The organism is Streptomyces flaveus, assembly GCF_014647675.1.
Taxonomy (GTDB): Bacteria; Actinomycetota; Actinomycetes; order Streptomycetales; family Streptomycetaceae; genus Streptomyces; species Streptomyces flaveus.
Window position 1 is genome coordinate 385,108 of the sequence record NZ_BMPQ01000006.1, and the last position, 22,438, is coordinate 407,545.

Below are 22,438 nucleotides of genomic sequence, written 5' to 3' on the forward strand. Positions count from 1 at the left end.
TTCGTGGCCTCACCCCGTGTTGCGCAAGCCCGCCGCCACGCCGTTCACCGTCAGCAGCAGTGCCCGTGACAGGAGCGGGTCCGGGTCCGCGCCGGAGGCGGCGGCGTCGCGTTGGCGCTTCAGGAGGGCGACCTGGAGGTAGGAGATGGGGTCCAGGTAGGCGTCTCGGATGGTGAAGGTCTGCTTGAGGACCGGCTGGGCGTCCAGGAGTTCCTGTTCGCCGGTGATCCGGAGGACTTCCCTCAGTGTCAGTTCGTGTTCGGCTTCGATCGTCTCGTAGACGTGCTTGAGGTCGTCGGGGACGAGGGTGTCCACGTAGTGGCGGGCGATCCGCAGGTCCGTCTTGGCGAGGGTCATCTCGACGTTGGAGACGAAGTTGCGGAAGAAGTGCCACTGTTCGTGCATTTCCTCCAGGACGCTGTCGAGGCCGGCCTCGCGCAGGGCCTTGAGGCCGGAGCCGACGCCGAACCAGCCCGGCACGATCTGCCGGGACTGGGTCCAGCCGAACACCCACGGGATGGCGCGCAGTCCGTCGAGGCCCGCGCCGGAGTCGGGCCGTCGTGAGGGTCGGGAGCCGAGGTGCAGGTCGGCGAGTTGGTCGACGGGGGTGGAGGCGAAGAAGTACGCGGGCAGGTCCGGGTCCTCGACCAGGCGGCGGTAGGCGGCGTGGGCGGCGTCGGAGACGACGTCCATTGCGGCGTCCCAGCGTGCCAGTGCCTCGCCGGGCTGACGCGGAGCTGTGTGGAGGGCGGAGGCCTGGAGGGTGGCGGCGACGGACAGTTCCAGGTTCTCCCGGGCGAGTGCGGGGATCAGGTACTTGTCGGAGATGACCTCGCCCTGTTCGGTGACCTTGATCTCGCCTTCGAGGGTTCCCCAGGGCTGGGCGAGGATCGCGTCGTGGGTGGGGCCGCCGCCGCGGCCGACGGTGCCGCCGCGGCCGTGGAAGAGGCGGAGGCGTACGCCGTAGCGGTGGGCGACGTCGCGCAGTCGTCGCTGGGCGCGGTGGATCTCCCACTGGGAGGTGGTGATGCCGCCGAACTTGGACGAGTCGGAGTATCCGAGCATGACCTCCTGGACGTCGCCCCTAAGTGCCACGAGCCGCCGGTAGGAGGGGTCGGCGAGCATGCCTTCGAGGATGGTGTCGGCCGCGCGCAGTTCGTCGGTCGTCTCAAGGAGGGGCACGATGCCGATCTTCGCCCAGCCGGCGTGCAGGTCCATCAGTCCGGCCTCGCGGGCGAGGACGGCTGCGGCGAACACGTCGTCGGCGCCCTGGCACATGGAGATGATGTACGACTCGATGACCTCGGGTCCGAAGACCTCGAGGGCCCGCTTGACCGTCTCGAACACTCCGAGGGTCTTCTGTCCGGCCGCGTCCAGGGGGGCCGGGGTCGGTGCGAGGGGCCTGCGGGAGCGCAGTTCCTTGGCGAGCAGCTTGTGCCGGTACTCGCGCGGCATGTCCTCGTAGCGCCAGGATTCCTCGCCGAGCCGGTCGAGGAGCTGGCCGAGGGCGTAGTGGTGGGCGTCGGCGTGTTCGCGTACGTCCATGGTGGCGAGCTGGAGGCCGAAGGCGGCGAGGGTGCGGATGGTGCGGTTCATGCGGCCGTCGGCGAAGAGGGCGCCGCGGTGTTCGCGCAGGGAGGTCTGGATGAGTGTGAGGTCGCGCAGGAGCGCGGAGGTGCCTAGGTAGTCGCGGCCTTCGTCGTGCGGGGTGCCCTTGGCGAGGCGCTGCTTGGTGTTCTCCAGCTTCTGCCGGATGCAGGTGGCCTTGAGGCGGTAGGGCTCTTCGGCGTTGAGGCGCTTGTAGCGGGGGCTGATCTCGGGGAGGTTGGCCAGGTCGGCCTGGAGGGAGTCCAGCAGTTCCTGGGTGGCGCCGGAGTAGCGGATGGAGTTGGAGAGGAAGCCGCGGAGTTCGTCGATCATCTCCAGGGCGTCGTTGATGCCGTGTTCGTGCTGGAGGATCAGTACGTCCCAGGTGACCTGGGGGGTGACGTTGGGGTTGCCGTCGCGGTCGCCGCCGATCCAGGTGCCGAAGGTGAGCGGGCGGGTTTCGTCGGGGAGGACGACGCCGACGCGTTCGAGTTCGGCGGTGAGGTCTTCGAGGACGTCGCCGACGGCGCCGGCGTGGAGTTCGTCGAGGTAGTAGATCGCGTTGCGGGCCTCGTCGGCGGGTTCGGGGCGTACGACGCGCAGTTCGTCGGTCTGCCAGACGAGGTCGATGTTCTCGGCGAGACGGGTGTCGTAGCGGCGGCGGTCCGCTTCGATGACGGGTGTCTCGAGGAGGGCGGCGATCCGGCGCAGCTTGTTGAGGACGGAGCGGCGGGCGGCCTCGGTGGGGTGGGCGGTGAAGACGGGGCGAACGTTCAGGTTCCGTACGGTCGCGCGCAGGTGCTCGGGGTCGGCGTCCTTGAGCCGGTCTGCGGTACGGGCGAGGAGTCCGCCCTCGGCGGCCCGCCTGGCGCGCAGCTCGCGGCCTCGGTGTACCTGTTCGGTGACGTTCGCCAGGTGGAAGTACGTGGAGAAGGCGCGGACCAGCTTGGCGGCGGTCTCCAGTTCGGTGCCGCGCAGCAGTTCGGCGGCGGCCTCGCCGTTCTCGCGGGTGAGGTGGCGCACCCTTTCGACCAGTTCGAGGAGCTCGGGGCCCTCCTGGCGTACGAGGGTCTCGCCCAGCAGGTCGCCCAGGCGGCGGATGTCGGCGCGCAGCTCACTGCTGGTCGTGGTGGTCTGGTCGTCGGCACTGCTCACAGGTGCGGCTCCTTGCAGTGGTGAAGGACGTCTGAGGCTCGGCTGAGTGGGGACCCCCGGAACCCGTCGGCCTGCGGCGGCGGGCGCCGCATAGCTAGAGGGCATCAGGGAAGTTAAGAAACAGAGCGGACCGCGCTGTCCGACCGATTCCAGGATAGGTCTCGATACGGAGGCGCAGACTCTCGGCCTCTTGCCGCCGGGCTGGGCGCTGCCATACTTACGACGCCGTAGGTTACGGAACCGTAGGCATGACATACGCACCCGTAGGCCCGTACATCCGGCATCGTCTCAATCCACGAACCCCACAGGGGACGCCCCATGACCACAAGCTCCGATGTGATCGACGACGCCCCGAAGGCGAACAACGACTCCTCGATCCCCTCTGCCACGCTGGGCGGGGAGCAGAAGCGCTCGATCGAGCAGATCACGCTCCTTCTCTTCATCACCGTCCCGTTCCTCGCGCTGCTCGCGGCCGTACCCCTGGCCTGGGGCTGGGGAGTGAGCTGGCTGGACCTCGGCCTGCTGGTGTTCTTCTACTACCTCGGCTGCCACGGCATCACCATCGGTTTCCACCGCTACTTCACGCACGGTTCCTTCAAGGCCAAGCGCCCGCTGCGGATCGCGCTCGCGATCATGGGCTCGATGGCGGTGGAGGGCCCGCTGGTCCGCTGGGTCGCCGACCACCGCAAGCATCACAAGTTCTCCGACGCCGAGGGCGACCCGCATTCGCCGTGGCGCTTCGGGGAGACCGTCCCGGCTCTGATGAAGGGTCTGTGGTGGGCGCACATCGGCTGGATGTTCGACGAGGAGCAGACGCCGCAGGAGAAGTACGCGCCGGATCTGATCAAGGACGGGGCGATTCGTGCGATCTCCCGCCAGTTCCTCCTCTGGGCGGGGATCTCCCTGGCGCTCCCGGCGCTGGTCGGCGGCCTGGTGACGATGTCCTGGTGGGGCGCGTTCACGGCGTTCTTCTGGGGCTCACTCGTTCGCGTGGCGCTGCTGCACCACGTCACGTGGTCGATCAACTCGATCTGTCACGCGGTGGGCAAGCGTCCCTTCAAGTCGCGTGACCGTTCGGGCAACGTGTGGTGGCTGGCCGTACTCTCCTGCGGAGAGTCCTGGCACAACCTGCACCACGCCGATCCGACGTCGGCCCGGCACGGTGTGGAGCGCGGTCAGCTGGACTCCTCGGCGCGGATCATCCGCTGGTTCGAGCAGTTCGGCTGGGCGTATGACGTGCGCTGGCCGTCACGCTCGCGTATCGATTCGCGCCGGGACCCGGAGGCGAAGCGCTCCCGAGGTAAGCAGGAGACCACCGAGGCGGCATGATTGACGGCGTGGCCGACTCCAGCACACCCAGCAACGAAAAGCCGCGGCGAGCGCGCCGGACCCGGATGACGGGGGCGGAGCGACGCCAGCAGCTCCTGGAGATCGGCCGCACGCTCTTCGCCACCAAGGGCTTCGAGGGCACGTCGGTGGAGGAGATAGCGGCGAAGGCCGGGGTCTCCAAGCCGGTGGTGTACGAGCACTTCGGCGGCAAGGAGGGCCTGTACGCGGTGGTGGTGGACCGTGAGATGCGGTGCCTGCTGGACATGGTGACCAGCTCGCTCACGGCCGGCCATCCCCGCGAGCTGTGCGAGCAGGCGGCGTTCGCGCTGCTCGACTACATCGAGGAGTACACGGACGGGTTCCGCATCCTCGTCCGTGACTCCCCCATCCCCCAGTCCACGGGTTCCTTCGCCTCGCTGATCTCCGACATCGCGACACAGGTCGAGGACATCCTGGGCCGCGAGTTCAAGAGCCGCGGCTTCGACCCGAAGCTCGCGCCGCTGTACGCCCAGGCCCTGGTCGGCATGGTCGCCCTGACCGGCCAGTGGTGGCTGGACGTACGGCGCCCGAAGAAGGCCGAGGTGGCGGCCCACCTGGTGAATCTGGCCTGGCACGGGCTTGACGGGCTGGAGGCGAAGCCGCGGCTCATCGGGCACCGCAAGAGCTGAGCGCTCCGCTGGGTTGCGCCGTTTTAAGCTGCGGGCCGGTGGGGGCTGGTCGCGCAGTTCCCCGCGCCCCTAAAAGAGAAGGCCTGCGGCCTCCTTTTAGGGGTGCGGTGTCGCACCGGACTTCACCAAGGCTGCGGCGGGGTCGGTCAGTCAGCCGGGCCTCAGTTGTCCTCGATGTCGCGGGCGCTCAGCGACAGGTCGTTGGTGGCGGAGAAGTACGGCCTGACGCGGGTACTGCCCCGCTGCGGGTGGTCGAGGACGACCGCCGGCACCACATCCGTCTTCTTGCGCCCCACGATGTCCCCGCCGATCCGGCCCACCGGGACGGTCCCGTCGGCGGTGGACAGCCGCAGATCCCAGAGATCCTGTTCCCTGGTGCGCCGCGCCATGACCTCCTCGTACGGGACGATGAGGCGGAGGCTGTCGGCGCCCACGGGACGGGCGGGCACGGAGAAGTCGTACGCCTGCTCCGTCCGGGACACCGCCCGCACCGTGACTCCGGCCCCTTCCGCGAGGCCGGCAGCCCCGTGCAGCGCGACGGTGACGGACACCGAGCGCTCGCCCGCCTCGATCCGCTCGACCTCGGCGTGGGCGGGCCGCAGCCAGGTGCGCAGGGCGAGGAAGCCGTCAGCGGTGGTGTACGGGATCCACGCGCTCACGCCGTCGGGGTCGCGGACGGTGAGCGGTCTTCGGAGCAGTGCCGCCTGCTCCACGAGCCGGGCGGCCAGGCGCTTACGGGTGCCGGAGGCGGTGCCGTGCGGGGCGACGTAGCAGTCCCAGCGGCCTTCGGCGAGGCTGTGCTCGGCTCGGTGCAGGGTGACGCGGGCGCCGGTGTCCGGGGAGTCCGGGGCCGGGAGTACGGGGAGGCGGATCTCCCGCTTTTCCGAGTCGCGGCGCAGCCGGAGGACGAAGTCCAGTGGTCCGGCGGGCAGTTCGGCCGTGTCCAGCAGGACGGTCAGTCCGCCTTCCGCTGTCGCGCGGGCGTGTGCGGCGGGCGGTGGGGTGCTCTCCGGGAGGGCGGTGCGCGCTGCCGGGCGGGGCCGGACGGTGCGGCTCAGGCGCCGGATCAGGGCTGCGCCGCCGCCGGTCCAGGTGCGGCGGCGCTTGCGGGACAGTTCGTCGATGAGCGCTTCGTAGCGGCGGGCGATGACGGATGGGACGTACGTCGCGGCCTTCTCCTGGGCGCTTGCGGCCATTTTGCGGCGCAGTTCGGGGTCCGCGACGAGGCGTTTGAGTCCGTCGGCGAATGCGTCGACGTCGCCGGAGAGCGGTACGAGCAGTCCGTCCTGGCCGTCGGTGATGATCTCGCCGGGCCCGTGCGGGCAGTCGGTCGCGACGACCGGGACGCCGCAGTGTATGGCCTCGACGATCGTCATGCCGAAGGACTCCATGTCGGAGGAGACGGCCGCGATCGCGCCCTTGGCCCACTCGGTCTCGATGGGCGACACGGGTCCCATGAGGAAGGCACGGTCGGACAGCCCGAGCCGCTCGATCTGCTCCCGCAGCCTCGCCTTCCTCGGCCCGCGTCCGTAGATCCGCAGGGTCCAGCCGGGATGCTCGGCGGCCACCTCGGCGAAGGCCGAGACCAGCCGGTCGTACCGCTTGACGGGGATCAGACGTCCGGCCGCCACGATGATGCCGGAGTCCAGGGAGGAGGGGAGGACGGCCGGGGTGCGTACGCCGTTGGGTACGCACATGATCCGCGTCGTCACCTCGGGCAGTGCGGCGCGGTACTGCGCGGCGTCCGCCTCGGAGACGGTGACGAAGGCGTCGAGGCTCGCGATGGCTTTGTTCTGGTGCTCGCGCAGCGGGTCGCGGTGGGTGGCCAAGCTCAGGTGTTCCTGGCCGATCCGCAGGTAGCGGGGCCGGCCGTCGCGGGCGAGGTAGCCGTTGAGGTCCGGGCGGGTGGCGATCACCACGTCGGCGTCGGTGTCCTTGAGGTAGCCGCCGATGCGCTTGTCCTGAAGCGCCGTGAACGGCAGCTTCGACGTGTACATGGCCGCGCCCGCGCCGGGGAACATCGTGCAGGGCTGCCGGGTGAGTTCATGCGCGCCGTCGTAGCCCGGACTGTCCTCGCGCATGTCGATCAGCGAGGTCAGCCGTACGCGCGGGTCGAAGGGGAGCGCCGGTTCCTCCCGTACGCGGTGCACGCTGACGACCTCGACGTCGTGGCGGTCGGCGAACGCGGCCGAGAGGTTCGCCGTGGAGCGGATGGTGCCGCCGATTCCGTACGCGTTGTTGATCAGGAAAGCGATCTTCACAGCGTTCTCGGCTTCACGCGAACAATCCGGATTCTGGATACCACCGAAGAATTCCTTTCAGTAATCTGAGCCGCTCCGCGGAAACAGCGGCAGGGCAGGCGTCCGCCACCGGAAAACGGCAGCAAGAAAGGAAAAATCCTGGTCAAAGACCCACCTACGGCTTCGAACCTAGCAAAGCCAGCTGAATTCACACCGAAGCAACAGGTGACGCGAGGCATACATTCGGCCGGTCAGCCGATAGCGAAAGGAGGCCATCCAATTAGCTGGTGAGGGGAAATGGTTGCGCTAGTAACGAGACAGTCACTGGAGCGCGCCCCTTCAGGGGCGCGGGGAACTGCGCGAGCAACCACACACAACCCGCACCGTGCCAACGCACCCAACTGCTCAAGCCGAGCGCAGCGGCACCGTTTCCAGCAACTCCCCCGCCATCCGCGCAGCGGACCCCGCCGTCTCCTCCGCTATGCGTCGGAACGTCTCCTGGGCCTGGCGGGCCGGCCACTCCGGGGGCAGGTGCTGGACGGGGAGCCGGGGGTCCGTGCGTATGATCCGCAGCCATTCGGCGACCAGGCGGAGGCGGGTGGCCATGGGGTCGGCGGGGGTGCCGCCGGTGCCGCCGGCCCACCGCTTGTCGAAGGCGGCGTATCGTGCCGCGACGCTCTCCAGGTCCCAGCTCTCGCAGATCATCGCGCCGATGTCCGTCGCCTCGTCGGCCTGTGCGTGGAAGATCTTGACGTGGGCGGCGAGGCCGAGTTCGGAGACGATGTCGTGGACGCCGACGCGGCCCGGCGCGATCCACAGCCCGCTGTACAGCGCGCCGAACCCCGACCAGGTGAGCCGCGACCGCAGGTCATGGCGCTGGCGCTGCCAGGACTCGGGAAGGGAGAAGCCGAGCAGCGTCCAGGTGCCGTCCCAGTCCTCGTTGACCGCGCCGTCCCGCCAGATGCGCTGGCCGCCGTCCTTGAGGATCCGTACCGTCTGCGGGGTCAGTCCGAAGAACATCTTGCGGCCCTCGCGCTGACGCCGCAGCAGCCCCCGGTTGACCATGCGCGTCAGCGTGGACCGTACGGCCTGCTCGCCCGTCCCGACCCGGGCCAGTACGTCGATGATGCTGCCCGAGTACACGCACAGCTCGCCCTCGTCGAGTACGTGGTTGCCGAAGAAGGCGAGCACCAGCGACTGAGGGCGCAACTGCGGGGTGTCGGGGGATTCGGGGGCCTCGGGCGGCGTGTCCGTCGTGTCCAGGTTGTCGTCCTCCACAGCGGTAAGCGTACGGCCGCCCGTGTGCGGGAGGTCACGAGCGGCCGTACGCGCTTGTCACCGGCCGTCGCCGGGATGTGCCAGGTCGTACGGGCGGGGGTAGGGAGCGGGCCGGTACGGGATGTAGCGGGCCGGGGTCGTGGGATCGGCCGCGGCGGAGGTGGCGTTGAGCGATGCCGGATCCGTGCCTTGCCAGCGTCCCTTGTCGAGCCGCTTCTCCAGGGTGTGCAGGGCACCCGTCTGCTCGGCCGGGCTGAAGGAGCAGTGGCCGGGGTTGTCGACGTACGCCTGGCGCAGGAGCGATGCCGAGCCCGCGGCGGTGGCGGCCCTGCGGTAGGCGCTCTGGACCTGTACGGGGACGAGGGCGTCGCCGGTGGTGTGGATGGTGAGCTGCGGCTTGCGGAGCTTGCCCGTGAAGGAGCTGGTGCGGCTCATCCAGTCGACGGCGGCGGGGTCGGCACTGATGCGCGGGGCCCGGTTCAGGGCGCCCAGGTCCTTCTTCAGGGACAGGCCCGCCTCCTTGTACAGCTCGGTGACCTCCTTGTGGACGGAGGACTGACGGAGCATCTTCGTGTAGTCGACGCCGGTGTTCCAGGACATGTTGCCGCCCGCCCGGCTCTCGGCCTCCTGGCGCCAGCTGAACGCGGGCAGGCTCAGCATTCCCTGGAGGGCCTGGTACTGGTTGGCCTGCTGGGCGTTCCAGTCGTCCGGGGCGGGTTCGGGCTGCGAGGCGTCGTTCCAGCCGGGGATGTTGTGGAGTGCGGCGGCGAGGGCGATGCGGGCGCGGCCCTCGGGTGTGGCCTGGGCGTCGGTGACCGTCTTGCCCAGGGTGCCGGCGGCGGCTGCCGCCGAGGCCTGGTCGGCGAAACCGGTCAGCTGGACGGAGGAGCCGGGCGCGAGCAGGGTCTTGAGGGCGAAGACGGGGTCGAGGGTGTTGTTCCAGTTGGCGACGCCGCCGTGGACGAGGCCGCACATGGCGAGCGAGCCGTCGATGCGCCCGGGGTGCCGTTCGGCGATGGCGGTGGTGACGAGGCCGCCGTACGACTGCCCCCAGGCGATGGTGCGCCGGGCCTCGCCGAAGCGGGCGGTGAACACGTCGAGGGTGGCGAGCTGATCGGGTACCGCGTCCGTCACGGCCCAGCCGTTGGTGGCGTACGAGGAGCCGACGAGCGCGTAGCCCTGGTCGAGGAGGAGTGCCTTGGTGGCGTCGTCGGAGGCGTTCTGGCCGGCGAGGGGCAAGCCGGCGGGCCGGTAGCCGTGGCTGAAGAGGAGGACGGTGCCGTTCCAGTTCGCGGGCTTGTCCATGAGGTACTTGGCACCCGAGGGGAGAGTCCCCTCGACATGCTCGGCGGGCGCTTCGGCGGCGTACGCGGAGACCGTGGGGGCGGCGGAGGCGGCGAGCAGGACGGCGAGAGCAAGAGCGGTCCGGCGCGTTAATGACGTACGGGCGCGGGTGCGGGTGGGGGTGATCACGAGGTCATCTGCTCCTTGGGTGCAGGGGTGTGGGGGGTGTTGGTTCCGGCCCCGGCGTCGGCCAGGGAATCCCGGTGGGTCTCGCGCAGGAACCACACGGTCAGTGCGGTGACGGTGGCGCCGCCGCACAGCAGCAGGGCGATCGAGGTGGAGCCGCCGCCGTCCGCGGCGACCAGGCTTCCAGCGATCATCGGGGAGAAGCCGGCGCCGACGAGAGTGGCGAGCTGGTAGCCGAGGGAGGCGCCGGTGTAGCGGACGCGGGTGCCGAACATCTCGGTGAGCAGGGCGCCGAGCGGGCCGTACATCATCGACTGGGCGACGCCGTGACCGAGGGCGATGGCCAGGATCAGCAGACCCGGCGACCCCGAGTCGACCAGCGCGAGCACCGGGAAGGCCAGCGCGGCGGAGGCGACGGCGCCGGTGAGCACGACGGGGCGGCGTCCGATGCGGTCGGACAGGGCGGAGGCGCAGGGCAGTACGACGAGGGCGACGCAGGCGGAGACGGTGAGCGCGGTCAGCACCTGCGAGCGGGCGTAGCCGATTCCGGTGGCGTACGCGATCATGTAGCTGGTCAGCAGGGACTGGGCGGTGAAGGCGCCGATGCCGACGCAGCAGGCGAGCAGCAGCGCGCGGGGCCGGCGCAGTACGTCCACCACGGGCAGCCGGGCCTCCTTCCGCTCCTTCTTCACCTCGGCGAACAGCGGGCTCTCGACCACCTTCAGGCGTACGAACAGGCCGACGCCGAGCAGGACGACGCTGAGCAGGAAGGGCACCCGCCAGCCCCAGGCGGCGAACTCGTCCTTGGGCAGCGTGACGACGAGTGTGACCACGAGCGACGACAGCAGGGAGCCGAGCGGGGCTCCCATCTGCGTGAAGCTGGACCACAGTCCGCGCCGCCGCTGGCCGGCGTGCTCGACGACCATGAGCGTGGCGCCGCCCCACTCACCGCCGATGGCGATGCCCTGGACGACGCGCAGGGTGATCAGCATGACGGGCGCCCAGACACCGACGGTGTCGTACGTGGGCAGCACGCCGATGAGGAAACTGGCGCCGCCCATCAGGCCCATGGTCAGCAACAGCATGGACTTACGGCCGAGCCGGTCGCCGAAGTGTCCGAAGACGATGCCGCCGAGCGGCCGGGCGACGTAACCGGCGGCGAAGGTGCCGAACGCGGCGATCGTGCCGACGGCGGGGTCGGCTCCCGGGAAGAACAGCTCCCCGAAGACGAGGGCGGCGACGGTTCCGTAGACGAGGAAGTCGTAGAACTCGACGGCGGTGCCGAGCAGCCCGGACAGCGCGACGCGTCGCAACTGGCGCCTGGATTCGGGGGATTGGGGTGGTGCTGGGGATGCGGGTGGGGACGGGGGCATCGCGGTCTCCCTTGAGCGGGGGGAGGGACACCGGCGAAGGTAGGCGGTTATTTGGTTGCCGTCAATATTCTGCACAACATCGCAGGCCGGGGCGCGGGAGCGCCGCCGCTTCGGCGCGGCGGCCTCAGGCGTCCGCCTTCCGCGCCACCGCGAAGATGCGGCGGAAGGGAAACACGGTGCCCTGCTCCCCGGCCGGATACGCGGTACGGAGGGCGACGCGGTACTCGGCGACGAAGGACTCCGCCTCCTCGCCCAACTCCGTCAGGACCGGGCGCAGACCCGTCCCCTTCACCCAGTCCAGGACCGGGTCCTCGCCCGTCAGGAGGTGCAGGTACGTCGTCTCCCAGACGTCGACTTCGCAACCGAGGCCGGTGAGGGCCCGGAGATAGCGGGCGGGTTCGTGGACCGCGTCGTCGTGGCGGAGCGCTTCGGCCAGGCGGCTCTTCCAGCGGGCGGAATGGGCCAGTTCGCGCATCAGTCGGTGACTGGGGGCGTCGAAGTTGCCGGGCACCTGGAAGGCGAAGGTGCCGCCCGGGGTGAGGCCGTCCACCCAGGCGGGGAAGCGGGCTGTGTGGTCCGGTACCCACTGCAGGGTGGCGTTGCTGACGATCAGGTCGTACGGCTCTGTCGGCGCCCAGGTCGCGGCGTCCGCGGCGGTGAAGTCGAGGTGGCCGCCGCCCGGTGTGGGGCCGGCGAGGGGTTCGGCGCGGGTGAGCATCTGGGGCGAGTTGTCGAGGCCGGTGATGTGCGCGGTGGGCCAGCGGTCGGCGAGGAGGCGGGTCATGTTGCCGGGGCCGCAGCCGAGGTCGGCGATGCGGGGCGGGTCCGTGGGCAGGGACGGGACGCGGGCCAGGAGGTCCACGAAGGGGCGGGCGCGATGGTCCGCGTGACGCAGGTACTGGCTCGGGTCCCAGGTGGGGGCGACTGAACGACCGGCTGCGGGCACGGGTGGGCCTCCTTGAAGCGACTGAGACGGATCTCCAGGCTCACACCCCAATTATCTTGACGTCAAGAGACTTCACATCGACACAACCACTACACTGATCGCCATGGAGGACGAGGTCGATCGACTGGTCGCAGCGTGGCGCCGGGAGCGCCCGGACCTCGATGTGGAGCCGCTGGAAGTGCTCAGCCGGGTGAGCAGGCTGGCCCGGCATCTGGACCGCGCACGCCGTCTGGCGTTCTCCGAACACAGCCTGGAGCCCTGGGAGTTCGACGTCCTCACCGCGCTGAGGCGAGCCGGGGCTCCGTACCAGCTCTCCCCCGGCCAGTTGCTGACCCAGACCCTGGTGACGTCCGGCACGATGACGAACCGTATCGACCGGCTGGCGAAGAAGGGCCTGGTGGAGCGCCTCCCCGACCCCAATGACCGCCGGGGCGTACTGGTACGGCTGACCGACGAGGGACGCGACCGCGCGGACCAGGCGCTCGCCGGACTCCTCGACCAGGAGCGGGCGATCCTGGCGGAGCTCAGCACTGCGCAGCGCGGTGAACTGGCCGGGCTGCTACGCCAGTTGACCGCCCCGTTCGACAACATCCCCGGCTAGGTCGACCGGCCCGACCCCGGCACGGCGGGCGAGCGCCACGGCGGCGAGGGTGGAGTGGACGCCCAGCTTCCCCAGCACGTTCTGCATATGCGTACGCACGGTGTGCGGGGACAGGAACAGGCGCTCGGCGACGGCCTTGCGCCCCAGGCCCGCGACCATGCACCGCAGCACCTCGCGCTCACGCGGCGTGAGGGACTCCACGAGCTCCTCGCTCTCGGTGCGGTGCTTGCGGGCGGCGGTCAGCTCGCGCAGCACGCCCGTGAGCAGGGCGGGCGGAAGGTGCGTCTCGTCCCGCAGTACGCCTCGTATGACCGTCAGAAGCCGGGACAGCGAGCAGTCCTTGGCGACCCAGCCCGAGGCTCCGGCCTGCAAGGCGAGGGCCGCGCGGCGCGGGTCGTCCTTCTCGGCGAGGACGACGATACGGACACCGGGCTGGCCCGAGCGGACGCCCGCGACCAGGGAGATGCCGTCGACCAGGCCTTCTTCGTTGTTGTCGTGCACGGGTACGGCCGGGCGGACGCCCGGCACATTGCCGCCCAGATCGGCGTCGACGAGCAGCACGTCGAATCTGCGGCCTTCCGCCGCCGCGCGCTCCATGGAGCGCAGCGCGGCGGGACCGCTGCCGGCTGCGGAGACGTCGACGTCGGGCTCGGCGGCAAGAGCTGCCGCGAGCGACTCGGCGAAGATGCGATGGTCGTCGACGACCAGGACACGGATGCGAACCACTGAAACCCCCACTGGTCGGGGGACGACCGACGCAGGTACGGCGCCCGGAGTGTTCCGGGACCCCGAGGACCCCGGGACGGGGAGCCACAGCCGCACGGCCGCCGCCGTGCTGGAACTGCTACCCCCACTCCGGGCGTCGTACCCGACTTCTCTCGCCCCCTGATCAACACCGGCCCCCACCGGTGCTGCTCACAGAGTAAGGCCGGGTGGCGGGAGCGGAAGAGGATTTGCAGAACTGATTGTCCGGCACGTTTATGGTGAGGCGTATGTTTCGCATTGAGACAGGAGTCGACAAAGAGTTCAGCAAGTTGCTGCGTTCCCGCCTCCGGGACGCCAACACGGCGGCCTCTCCCGTACTCCGTGCCCTCCGCGGAACCCCCGATGAACGTGAACTTCCGCTCCACCTGTGGGCGTTGAACGAGCGGGACGAGCTCGCGGGCGGCCTGGTCGGCCACACCTGGGCGACCTGGCTGCACGTGACGTACCTCTGGGTCGACGACCCCCACCGCGGCACGGGCCTCGGCTCCCACCTGCTGTCCCGGGCCGAACACCTGGCCCGGACGGAACGCGGCTGCGGTGCCGCCCGCCTGGAGACATGGGACTTCCAGGCGCCGGAGTTCTACAAGAAGCGGGGTTATGAGGTGGTGTGCGTGATCCCCGACTATCCGCCGGGGATCACGGAGTACACGCTGACGAAGCAGCTCAGCTGAGGCGCCGCGCGCCCGCCGACGGGATCGCTGTGAAGACCCGCGGAGCCGTGTAGCCCGCCGCCGCGAACGCTTCCTCCACCGCCTTGGTGACCGTTTCCGCGTCAACGGCCTCCACCAGCACGATCGCAGAGCCGCCGAAGCCGCCGCCCGTCATCCGGGCACCCAACGCGCCGGCCGACAACGCCGTGTCGACGACCAGGTCCAGCTCCGCGCAGGAGATGCGGAAGTCGTCGCGCAGCGAGGCGTGGCCCTCGTTCAGCACCGGGCCGATCGCCCTCGTGTCGCCCGCCTTCAGCAGCGACACGACCCGCTCCACCCGGTGGTTCTCGGTGACGATGTGGCGCACCAGACGGCGCACCTCCTCCTCGTCGCCCAACCGCTCCAGGGCCGCGTCCAGTTCGTCGTACGCCACATCCCGCAGTGCGGTCACGCCGAGCAGGGCTGCGCCCTTCTCGCAGCCCGCCCGCCGCTTGCCGTACTCGCCGTCGCTGTGGGCGTGCTTGACGCGCGTGTCGACGACCAGCAGCCGCATACCCTCGGCCGCGAGGTCGAAGGGGATCTGCTGCTGGGCCAGGTCACGGGTGTCGAGGAACAGCGCGTGGCCGTCCTCGCAGCACGCCGAGGCCGTCTGATCCATGATCCCGGTGGGGGCGCCGACGTACATGTTCTCGGCACGCTGGCACAGGCGGGCCAACTGCGGGCGCTCGATGCCGAGTTCGTAGAGCTCGTCGAGGGCCAGGGCCGTGACGACCTCCAGGGCCGCCGAGGAGGACAGGCCCGCGCCCGTCGGGACCGTCGAGGCCAGATGGATGTCCGCGCCGGTCACCGCGTGGCCCGCCTCGCGCAGTGCCCACACCACGCCCGCCGGGTACGCCGTCCAGCCCGTGTCGGACCGCGGGGCGATTTCGTCGACGCGCAGTTCCACGACGCCGTCCTCGACGTCGGCGGAGTGCAGCCGGAGCACGCCGTCCGTGCGCCGCGACACCGCCGCGACCGTGGTGTGCGGCAGCGCGAAGGGCATGACGAAGCCGTCGTTGTAGTCGGTGTGCTCACCGATCAGGTTGACTCGCCCCGGCGCTGCCCAGACACCCTCGGGGGCGCTCCCGTACAGCTCCTCGAACTTCTCGGCGATGCTCACGAACCACTCTTCCTGTTCTGCGCGAACTCCCACGCGTCCGCCACGATCCCCGCGAGATCCGCGCGGGACGGGTTCCAGCCGAGCCGCTCACGGGCCGTCCGCGCCGAGGCCACCAGCACCGCGGGGTCGCCGCCCCGGCGCGGAGCCGCCACCTCGGGAATCGGGTGCCCGGTCACCTGACGCACCGTCTCGATGACCTCGCGGACCGAGAAGCCGTTGCCGTTGCCGAGGTTGCAGATCAGGTGCTCGCCGGCCTTGGCAGCCGTGAGGGCCAGCAAGTGGGCCTCCGCCAGGTCCGCCACGTGGATGTAGTCGCGGATGCAGGTGCCGTCCGGGGTCGGGTAGTCGTCGCCGAAGACGGAGATCGCGTCGCGCCTGCCCTGGGCGACCTGGAGGACGAGAGGGATGAGGTGCGACTCGGGGTCGTGCCGCTCGCCGCAACTGCCGTACGCGCCCGCCACGTTGAAGTAGCGCAGCGACACCGCGCCCAGGCCGTGCGCCGCCGCCTCACCGGTGATCATGTGGTCGACGGCGAGCTTCGAGGCGCCGTACGGGTTCGTCGGGGACGTCGGCGCGGACTCGACGATGGGGGTCTCCTCCGGCTCGCCGTACGTGGCGGCGGTGGAGGAGAAGACGAGCCTGCGGACGCCCGTCGACCGCATGGCCTCCAGCAGGGCCATCGTGCCACCGACGTTGTTCTCCCAGTACTTCTCCGGCTTTACGACCGACTCGCCGACCTGCGAGAACGCGGCGAAGTGCAGCACGGCGTCGAAGGAGGAGTCCAGCCACTTGGCGGCATCCCGGATGTCGCCCTCGATGAAGGAAGCCCCGGTGGGCACGCCCTCGCGAAAGCCGGTCGAGAGATTGTCGAGGACGACGACCTCGTGGCCCGCCTCCAGCAGATGCTGTGCGACCACGCTGCCGACATAGCCCGCACCGCCGGTGACCAGGTACTTCCCACTCATGAACTCGCTACCTCTCGCAGTCGCTGGGCCGCGGTCTCCGGCGGCACGTCGTTGATGAACACGCTCATGCCGGATTCGGAACCCGCGAGGAACTTCAGCTTGCCGGAAGTGCGGCGAATGGTGAAAAGCTCCAGGTGGAGCGCGAAGTCGTCACGGCTGACGCCCTCGAACTCCTCCAGCGTGCCGAACGGCGCCTGATGCCAGGCGGCGATGTACGGCGTCGGAGGCTCACCCTCGCCGAAAATCCGGTCGAAGCGCCTCAAGAGTTCCAGATACACCTTGGGGAACTCTGTGCGGGCGTCCTCGTCGAGCCCCAGCAGGTCGGGCACCCGCCGCTTCGGGTAGAGGTGCACCTCGTACGGCCAGTGCGCGGCGTACGGCACGAAGGCCACCCAGTGCTCGGCATCCAGCACGATCCGGTCGCCGTCGGACAGTTCGCGGGCGACCACGTCGTCGAAGAGGTTCTCCCCGCCGGTCGCCTCCTTGTGCGCGGCAAGCGAGCGCAGCATCAGGGCCGTACGAGGGGTGGTGAAGGGGTACGCGTAGATCTGGCCGTGCGGATGTCCGAGCGTCACACCGATCTCGGCACCGCGGTTCTCGAAGCAGAAGACCTGCTCCACGGAGGGGAGATGGGACAGCTCGGCGGTGCGGTCGGTCCAGGCCTCCAGGACCAGTCCGGCCTGTTCGTCCGTCAGATCCGCGAAGGACGCGTCGTGGTCGGAGGTGAAGCAGACGACCTCGCAGCGGCCCGAGTCGCCGGCGAGTGAGGGGAAGCGGTTCTCGAAGACGGCGACGTCGTACGAGGAGTCCGGGATCTCGCTGAGGCGGTCCCCCTCGGACGGGCACAGGGGGCATTCGTTCGCCGGCGGGTGGTAGGTGCGGCCCTGACGGTGCGAGGCGATCGCGACCGAGTCGCCGAGCAGCGGGTCGCGGCGCACCTGGGACGTGGTGACGGTGGCGTCGAGCGGTCTGCGGTCGACCGCGTCGCGGACCGCGTCATCACGCGCGTCGTAGTAGATGAGCTCACGACCGTCGGCCAGCCGGGTCGAGGTCTTCTTCACTGTGGGGCTCCTCTGGGCACACCCATCAAACAGAACTGAACACAACAAACCACAAGTCCTCACGCAAGTCAACACCACAATCAAACAAACTTCCCCATTGCGGCTGTTCAGTTCTTGAAGCTGGAGGCGTAGCTTCCGCTCTGATCTGTGCACGCAACGAAGCGAGTCGCTGGGCGCATCCGCCCCCACCATGCATCGGTTTCGCCGCCCGACTCTTCGACATCCGCCGCATCATCGGCGGCCTCTTCGTGATCTACGGAGTGATCGTCACGATCGTCGGCTTCACGGTCTCGGACGCGGACCTGGACAAGGCGGAGGGCGTGGACATCAACCTGCGGACGGGGCTGGGGATGCTTGCACTGGGGGTGTTCTTTTTGGTGTGGCTGAAGCTGCGGCCCACACCGCCACCGGTCGACACGGAGCAGCTGCCGCCAGAGACCGACAAGGGCACCGAGCGACCGGGCAGCCACCTCATGCAGGGCCGGAGTTCACTGGGGTGGCTCCGGCCCTGCACGGCTATTCGGGGTTGAACAGAACGGCCGGGTCGGTCACTCCGGAGGCAACTTCCACGGGTTCCCGTCACACTCCGGGACTCCGGTGTCTGTCTCAGACTCCATCGCCGTCGAAGAGATCCGCCGCGTTGGCCACGTGGACGGCCCGTTCCGACCAGGCCTTGAGCTGGTCCAGGTCGGAGCACGCCTCCACTCGGAGCCGGACCGAGTCGGGTACCTGAAGGCCACGCAACTCCAGGATTCTCAGCGTCATCTCGATGCGGTCTTCTACCCGGCCCTCTTCACGCAGCTTCACGGCGACCGGATTCTTGAAGAAGTAGTTCACCGGCATCATCAGCTCCTTCCAGATCTTCTTCGCCTGCGCATCGACCAGGCCTGACTCGACAAGCTCCGCGAACATCGCTGCGCTGTCGGGATCCACGGTCTCCAGAACCGCTGCGAGTGGTCCCAGTATCGCAACGGCACCCGGCCCTTTGCCATGTGTGATCGCCGAGAACACCGCAAGAGTGACGTCCCGCGCCGCCTCCGTCTCGTCCGTGATCACCGGCACGTCGTCCGGCCCGAGGACGAGCGGCCGTACGACGAGCGAGGACCAGCCCGGTAGGCCGAACCGGATGGGCTGGGCGGCCCACCGGGCGGTGGCACGGCTCTGGGTCATGACGATCAGCACCGGCTCGACGCGGTACTTCTCGTAGAGATACGAGAGGTAGTACGGCCAACTCCCCCGCTTCCTCTCGTCCTTCTCCCCCTGGGACTCCAGCACGAGCAGATAGTCACCCTCATCGGTGTCCACCCGCACCAGACTGTCCACGCGGCGCTCGACCGGCGCGATCTCGGTCAAGTCCGTGTTGACCACGGAGATTTCGCGAGGTTCCGGAAACGGCACATGGAACAGCCGCTGGAAGCTGCGGATCATGCCCTCCGAGTCCTTCTGGCAGATCTGATGCAGCGCCTCATGTGGCGAGCTGACCATCAGCTCGCCTTCCAGTACGACGTGATCAACGCGCTACGCGACACTGAGGTCACACCACACGTATTTGCCTCGGTCGCCTCCCTGGCGCTGTGGATACCAGCCCCAGTGAGCACTGTGCATCGTGAAGTTACTGGTCACGGGTCTGGTGTGTGCGGGGTTCGGGGTGCTCGTGCTGGTCGGGGGTGGATGACTTCGGTGAAGATCGTCGGTCACCGGGAAACTTCGTGGTTTGTGAAGACGAGCAGGGACCTGACCAGGGCGGTCGCCCATGTCGGGTCGGTGCGGACCTTGCCGAGCACGCGCCAGTTCTTGAGGTGGGCGAAGCCGTGCTCCACCGGTGCCCGGACCGCTGCCAGTGCGGTGTTCGACAGCTTCTGGCCGCGGGTCAGGGGCCGGTTCCGCACCTGTACTCGATCATCGACATCTACAGCCGCTACACCGTCGTCCGGATGGTCGCCGTCCGCGCCGACGTGCTGACCGCCGTCTACCAGCGCACCCCTGAACGGTTCGTCAACAAGCCACCCACCCCGCCGATCATCACCACCAACGTGTGGATCAACCAGCCGGACGACCACGCCGCCGCCCAGTGATCACCTCGGACGCCGGCGCCCCCGGCTCACTCGACAAACCCTGAAACCGACCGACTCACCAGGCTTGACACGTTCCGCGTCTCGTGGCCGACCAGGACGAGGCCGCCACCATCCGGGTTCTCCGCGTGCACGGGCGGGCTCGGCCTTGCACCGAGCCCGCCGCTCCAACTCCACCCGTTCCTGATCGCTCGCTGTGACGCTCACCCGGTTCGGCGTACGTCGTTGCCCGCGAACGTCAGGACCGGAGCCGGACCTGTGTCACGCCCCCGGCTAGCGCTGCAGTGTCAGCACGCCCGGCCGGTAAGGCAGGAGGCCGTAGTCCCCGCCGTCGGTGCTGGGGTCGCGCCCCTGGTAGAGGAACTGCAGGTTGCAGGGGTCAATGGTCTTGGTCTGGTCGGGGTTGGTGCGAACCAGATCGCCGTGGCTGATGTCCCTGGTCCAGGCCGTCGCGCCGCTGTTGGCACTGCCGGCGAAGGGGCTGGTCACGGTCTCGGCCTGCGGCTGCGGTGTCCACGTGCCGCCGAGGCTGGTGGCCGTGAACGAGCGGAAGTAGCGACCATACCCTGTGTAATTCTGGGCCTCGACGATCATGAGGTACTGGTTCTGACCCTGGATCTTGTAGACCTCGACCGCCTCGAACAGGTTGAGCGGCGTGTCGCTCATGATCTTCGTGAACGAACCGAAGGTGCCCGGGAAGTTGCCGATGGGCATGCTGGCGCGGTAGATGCCGCCCTCATCGTCGGCGAAGAACATGTACATGTTCGTGTCGTCGCCGATGAGGGTCACATCGAGGGGGCCCCCCTTCGGGAGGGTGCCCGTGAACAGCTCCTGCTGCGCGGACCAGCCGTTGGGGTCGGTGGGGTCGCTCGAGGTGCGGTATCCGAAGCTGTATGGCCAAGCCCCGTTGTAGGCGAGCACCCAGAGGTTCTTCGGGGCGAAGTAGAACAGCGTCGGCGCGATGCCGTCGAAGGGAATCGTGTTCTGGGTGGCGGTGGCCATGTCGGACCAGTTCGTGAAGGGGCTGAAGGTCGTCAATCCCCAGCGCCCGTCGTTACCGGCGAGGGTGTTGTGCGTCGTGGCATAGACGATGTGCTTGCCGTTGTGGACGACGCTGGTGAAGTCCTTGAGCGAGGCCCACCCCGCCTTCGGCTCCGCCAGCGGGCCGGTCGATGTCCAGCGGTACGTCGACGGAAGAGCACACGCGTTGCCCGTCCCGGACAGGCCGGTCCACTTCTGGTTGGCGCCGCCGTGGCACGACCAGATCTGCACCCCCGTGCCGTTGGCCTTGCCCCAGCCCGAGACGTCCAGGCACAGCCCGGACCGCACGCCGACGATCGTGCCGTCGGGGTTCACCCGCCACTGCTGGTTGTCACTGCCGTTGCACGTCCAGATCTGCACCGGGGTCCCGGACGTGGTGGCGCCGCCCCGGACATCCAGGCACTTGTTGCCGTACACGGTCAGCTGGTTGCTGTCCGTCAACGTCCACTGCTGGTTGGTTCCGCCGTGGCAGTCCCAGATGTGCACGTTCGCGCCGTCGGTCTGGCTGAAGCCCGCCACATCGAGGCAGCGGCCGGAATCAACACCGCGCACGTCGCTGGTGGTGGCCGCCTGGGCCGGGCCGGCGACGAGCAGCGCCGCCAGCGCGGCCAGGGCCGCGACCGCGGCGGCGAGCACCGCGGACGGGCGTCTGAGACTGAAGCTACGTCTGTGCATAAGGACCTCGTCATCCTTGAGCAAGCGGCTCCGGCCTGGCCCGTCAGGGGCTGTCCGGAGGCGGTGTGGTGCGGCCCTGAAGTGTTCGGCATAGCGAACACGGGTCGAAGTGTCGAGCAACTGGATCATAGGGTTCCGGTGATCAGCGTCAACACCTCTCGCAAAATTCACAAGCCGGAACATTCACAGACTGAAACCAGGCGGCCTCAAGTCCCATGTCTGTACGAGTCTTTGACTGTGGGTCAGGTAGCGGTGCGGGCGCGGGCTTGGACAGGCACCGTTGCAGTACTGGTTGCCGCCACTCCCGAAAAGGTTGCCGCCCGGTCCAAGTTGAGGGCGTGAGGGGCAGCGTGTGCAGGCGGGTGCGTTCGACCGTCTAGCGCGGAGGCCAGTGCCCTGCCTGTCTCGCGGTGGACGCGGGTGTTGACCTGCCGCCAGAAGATCGCGCAGGCCCCGCGGAGTTAGGCGAAGCTGCTGTGCTGCTCCCGCAGGTTCGCGGAGGTCGGGATCAGGTCCGTCTTCGCGATACGGACGGTGGCCTCGCTGCCCCCATTTGGACTCGGGATCGAACGGGACGCAGGTGTGTACTTGCAGGCCGTAGTGGCGTCCTGCGGCCACGACTTGAGGATGACGGACCGCGATCCCGGTGACCCGGTCGATGGTCATCGTCTTCTCGTTGTCGGTGAGTAGATAGGTCGATGCCCCGCCGATCGCCCGCAAGGTGGAGTCGATGCACGAGATCACCGTGGGCGGGGTCCGGTCCCAGACCGGGATCACCACCCGGAAGCGGGACCACGCCGGCCACGCGCAGAACAACAGCGTCTCGCGCTCGCTTCCGCCGCCCGGACTGGGCACTTTCGGGCCCCATCCCCAGTCGAACTGCAACCAGAGGCCGGGCTCGGCGATCCACGGCCGGAAGTACGACGGTGGCCGGCCCGCCACTGTTCCCTTCGCCCGCGCGACCGCCCGCCGCGTCGTCCGCTCGTACCCGGTGGACCCCAGTAGCTGGAGGCGTTCGTGGAGCTTGTCGGCTCGCACCGTGCGCTGCGACCGGTCGACCCACTCCTCAATCTTCGGCATGAATGGGTGGATCAAGGATCTTGTGCTGTCCGTTCTCAACTCCTAGGATCCGTGCCGTCCGAAGTATCGGTTCATGTTCGCAGTGTCGAACGCGGCCCCGGCCGAAGCGGCTTGCGCAGGGTGCACATGGCGGGCATGACAGCACCCGCATCATCCGTACCAGTAAGGCTCTCCCCAACACGCCAAGTGCCGGGCTTGGAAGGGTGCACCCGGCATTCGTGCGGCGAGCCCCGATCGCCTCCCGGAGCATCGTGTGACGTCACCCGCACCATGCCGTATCGCACGGTTCGCGCTGACCACACCCCGAGCGCAGCAACGTTCTT

The 22,438-nt window shown here is 69.0% G+C and carries 20 protein-coding genes; 7 read left to right on the plus strand and 13 right to left on the minus strand.

Annotated elements, in window-relative coordinates:
• Positions 1–9: 9 nt before the first annotated feature.
• Positions 10–2,742 carry a phosphoenolpyruvate carboxylase gene (gene ppc, locus IEZ21_RS16075; protein ID WP_189322550.1) on the minus strand — a complete coding sequence of 911 codons (2,733 nt, stop codon included), beginning with the start codon at positions 2,740–2,742 and terminating at the stop codon, positions 10–12.
• A 318-nt stretch (positions 2,743–3,060) separates the two neighbouring features.
• On the opposite strand from ppc, the gene IEZ21_RS16080 reads away from it, so the two are divergent.
• Both IEZ21_RS16080 and IEZ21_RS16085 read left to right on the plus strand, forming a co-directional pair.
• A complete protein-coding gene (locus tag IEZ21_RS16080; protein WP_189322551.1) occupies positions 3,061–4,071 on the plus strand; it encodes an acyl-CoA desaturase in 1,011 nt (336 codons plus the stop codon).
• Positions 4,068–4,739 (plus strand): TetR/AcrR family transcriptional regulator, encoded by a 672-nt coding sequence (locus IEZ21_RS16085; protein ID WP_033323101.1) that lies wholly within the window; start codon positions 4,068–4,070, stop codon positions 4,737–4,739. Before IEZ21_RS16080 ends, IEZ21_RS16085 begins: the two co-directional genes overlap by 4 nt.
• A 161-nt stretch (positions 4,740–4,900) precedes the next feature.
• Here IEZ21_RS16085 and IEZ21_RS16090 read toward each other — a convergent pair whose 3' ends face one another.
• The 5 genes from IEZ21_RS16090 to IEZ21_RS16110 form a co-directional block, all read right to left on the minus strand.
• Positions 4,901–7,000, minus strand: a complete 2,100-nt coding sequence (locus IEZ21_RS16090) for a glycosyltransferase family 4 protein (protein WP_189322552.1) — start codon at positions 6,998–7,000, stop codon at positions 4,901–4,903.
• A 384-nt stretch (positions 7,001–7,384) separates the two neighbouring features.
• Positions 7,385–8,242: a PaaX family transcriptional regulator gene (locus IEZ21_RS16095; RefSeq protein WP_246567787.1), complete on the minus strand. Its 858-nt coding sequence runs from the start codon at positions 8,240–8,242 to the stop codon at positions 7,385–7,387.
• A gap of 72 nt (positions 8,243–8,314) precedes the next feature.
• Positions 8,315–9,730 (minus strand): alpha/beta hydrolase family protein, encoded by a 1,416-nt coding sequence (locus IEZ21_RS16100; protein WP_246567771.1) that lies wholly within the window; start codon positions 9,728–9,730, stop codon positions 8,315–8,317.
• Positions 9,727–11,100, minus strand: coding sequence for an MFS transporter (locus IEZ21_RS16105; RefSeq protein ID WP_189322553.1), 1,374 nt, complete (start codon positions 11,098–11,100; stop codon positions 9,727–9,729). Before IEZ21_RS16105 ends, IEZ21_RS16100 begins: the two co-directional genes overlap by 4 nt.
• Before the next feature lie 124 nt (positions 11,101–11,224).
• The gene (locus IEZ21_RS16110) at positions 11,225–12,046 is read right to left on the minus strand and encodes a trans-aconitate 2-methyltransferase (protein WP_189322554.1); all 822 of its coding nucleotides are present in this window, start codon (positions 12,044–12,046) and stop codon (positions 11,225–11,227) included.
• A gap of 103 nt (positions 12,047–12,149) precedes the next feature.
• On the opposite strand from IEZ21_RS16110, the gene tamR reads away from it, so the two are divergent.
• The gene (gene tamR / locus IEZ21_RS16115; protein ID WP_033323093.1) at positions 12,150–12,647 is read left to right on the plus strand and encodes a MarR family transcriptional regulator TamR; all 498 of its coding nucleotides are present in this window, start codon (positions 12,150–12,152) and stop codon (positions 12,645–12,647) included.
• Here the strand turns inward: tamR and IEZ21_RS16120 are convergent.
• Positions 12,606–13,373 (minus strand): LuxR C-terminal-related transcriptional regulator, encoded by a 768-nt coding sequence (locus IEZ21_RS16120; protein ID WP_033323091.1) that lies wholly within the window; start codon positions 13,371–13,373, stop codon positions 12,606–12,608. The two genes, tamR and IEZ21_RS16120, sit on opposite strands and share 42 nt — an antisense overlap.
• Positions 13,374–13,627: 254 nt before the next feature.
• On the opposite strand from IEZ21_RS16120, the gene IEZ21_RS16125 reads away from it, so the two are divergent.
• Complete coding sequence (locus tag IEZ21_RS16125) at positions 13,628–14,083, plus strand: GNAT family N-acetyltransferase (protein ID WP_189322601.1); 456 nt, start codon at positions 13,628–13,630, stop codon at positions 14,081–14,083.
• Here the strand turns inward: IEZ21_RS16125 and galK are convergent.
• From galK to galT, 3 genes are read right to left on the minus strand one after another with little or no spacing between them, the layout of a single operon-like run.
• A complete protein-coding gene (gene galK, locus IEZ21_RS16130; RefSeq protein WP_189322555.1) occupies positions 14,076–15,221 on the minus strand; it encodes a galactokinase in 1,146 nt (381 codons plus the stop codon). The genes IEZ21_RS16125 and galK overlap by 8 nt on opposite strands.
• Positions 15,218–16,186, minus strand: a complete 969-nt coding sequence (galE, locus tag IEZ21_RS16135; protein ID WP_189322556.1) for a UDP-glucose 4-epimerase GalE — start codon at positions 16,184–16,186, stop codon at positions 15,218–15,220. Before galE ends, galK begins: the two co-directional genes overlap by 4 nt.
• The gene (gene galT / locus IEZ21_RS16140) at positions 16,183–17,247 is read right to left on the minus strand and encodes a galactose-1-phosphate uridylyltransferase (RefSeq protein ID WP_189322557.1); all 1,065 of its coding nucleotides are present in this window, start codon (positions 17,245–17,247) and stop codon (positions 16,183–16,185) included. The genes galE and galT overlap by 4 nt, the downstream gene beginning before the upstream one ends.
• Before the next feature lie 143 nt (positions 17,248–17,390).
• Between galT and IEZ21_RS16145 the strand changes: the two genes are divergently transcribed.
• Positions 17,391–17,777, plus strand: coding sequence for a hypothetical protein (locus IEZ21_RS16145; RefSeq protein WP_246567789.1), 387 nt, complete (start codon positions 17,391–17,393; stop codon positions 17,775–17,777).
• A gap of 76 nt (positions 17,778–17,853) precedes the next feature.
• Here IEZ21_RS16145 and IEZ21_RS16150 read toward each other — a convergent pair whose 3' ends face one another.
• Together IEZ21_RS16150 and IEZ21_RS16155 are read right to left on the minus strand one after the other, a co-directional pair.
• The gene (locus IEZ21_RS16150; RefSeq protein ID WP_189322558.1) at positions 17,854–18,732 is read right to left on the minus strand and encodes a hypothetical protein; all 879 of its coding nucleotides are present in this window, start codon (positions 18,730–18,732) and stop codon (positions 17,854–17,856) included.
• Positions 18,733–18,941: 209 nt separating this feature from the next.
• Positions 18,942–19,136 carry a transposase family protein gene (locus IEZ21_RS16155; protein ID WP_246567773.1) on the minus strand — a complete coding sequence of 65 codons (195 nt, stop codon included), beginning with the start codon at positions 19,134–19,136 and terminating at the stop codon, positions 18,942–18,944.
• A 45-nt stretch (positions 19,137–19,181) separates the two neighbouring features.
• On the opposite strand from IEZ21_RS16155, the gene IEZ21_RS16160 reads away from it, so the two are divergent.
• Positions 19,182–19,322 (plus strand): hypothetical protein, encoded by a 141-nt coding sequence (locus IEZ21_RS16160; protein WP_189322559.1) that lies wholly within the window; start codon positions 19,182–19,184, stop codon positions 19,320–19,322.
• Positions 19,323–19,592: 270 nt separating this feature from the next.
• Here IEZ21_RS16160 and IEZ21_RS16165 read toward each other — a convergent pair whose 3' ends face one another.
• Positions 19,593–21,035 (minus strand): non-reducing end alpha-L-arabinofuranosidase family hydrolase, encoded by a 1,443-nt coding sequence (locus IEZ21_RS16165; protein ID WP_189322560.1) that lies wholly within the window; start codon positions 21,033–21,035, stop codon positions 19,593–19,595.
• Between the two features lie 730 nt (positions 21,036–21,765).
• On the opposite strand from IEZ21_RS16165, the gene IEZ21_RS48805 reads away from it, so the two are divergent.
• The gene (locus IEZ21_RS48805) at positions 21,766–22,161 is read left to right on the plus strand and encodes a hypothetical protein (protein ID WP_220450447.1); all 396 of its coding nucleotides are present in this window, start codon (positions 21,766–21,768) and stop codon (positions 22,159–22,161) included.
• The last annotated feature ends 277 nt before the right edge of the window (positions 22,162–22,438 follow it).

Excerpts from the sequence above, each read along its gene's own strand:
- IEZ21_RS16080 (WP_189322551.1), top strand. The coding sequence starts at position 3,061 with ATGACCACAAGCTCCGATGTGATCGACGACGCCCCGAAGGCGAACAAC.
- IEZ21_RS16085 (WP_033323101.1), top strand. The coding sequence starts at position 4,068 with ATGATTGACGGCGTGGCCGACTCCAGCACACCCAGCAACGAAAAGCCG.
- IEZ21_RS16105 (WP_189322553.1), bottom strand. The coding sequence starts at position 11,100 with ATGCCCCCGTCCCCACCCGCATCCCCAGCACCACCCCAATCCCCCGAA.
- tamR (WP_033323093.1), top strand. The coding sequence starts at position 12,150 with ATGGAGGACGAGGTCGATCGACTGGTCGCAGCGTGGCGCCGGGAGCGC.
- IEZ21_RS16125 (WP_189322601.1), top strand. The coding sequence starts at position 13,628 with ATGGTGAGGCGTATGTTTCGCATTGAGACAGGAGTCGACAAAGAGTTC.
- galE (WP_189322556.1), bottom strand. The coding sequence starts at position 16,186 with ATGAGTGGGAAGTACCTGGTCACCGGCGGTGCGGGCTATGTCGGCAGC.
- IEZ21_RS16150 (WP_189322558.1), bottom strand. The coding sequence starts at position 18,732 with ATGGTCAGCTCGCCACATGAGGCGCTGCATCAGATCTGCCAGAAGGAC.
- IEZ21_RS16160 (WP_189322559.1), top strand. The coding sequence starts at position 19,182 with ATGGTCGCCGTCCGCGCCGACGTGCTGACCGCCGTCTACCAGCGCACC.
- IEZ21_RS16165 (WP_189322560.1), bottom strand. The coding sequence starts at position 21,035 with ATGCACAGACGTAGCTTCAGTCTCAGACGCCCGTCCGCGGTGCTCGCC.
- IEZ21_RS48805 (WP_220450447.1), top strand. The coding sequence starts at position 21,766 with ATGCACGAGATCACCGTGGGCGGGGTCCGGTCCCAGACCGGGATCACC.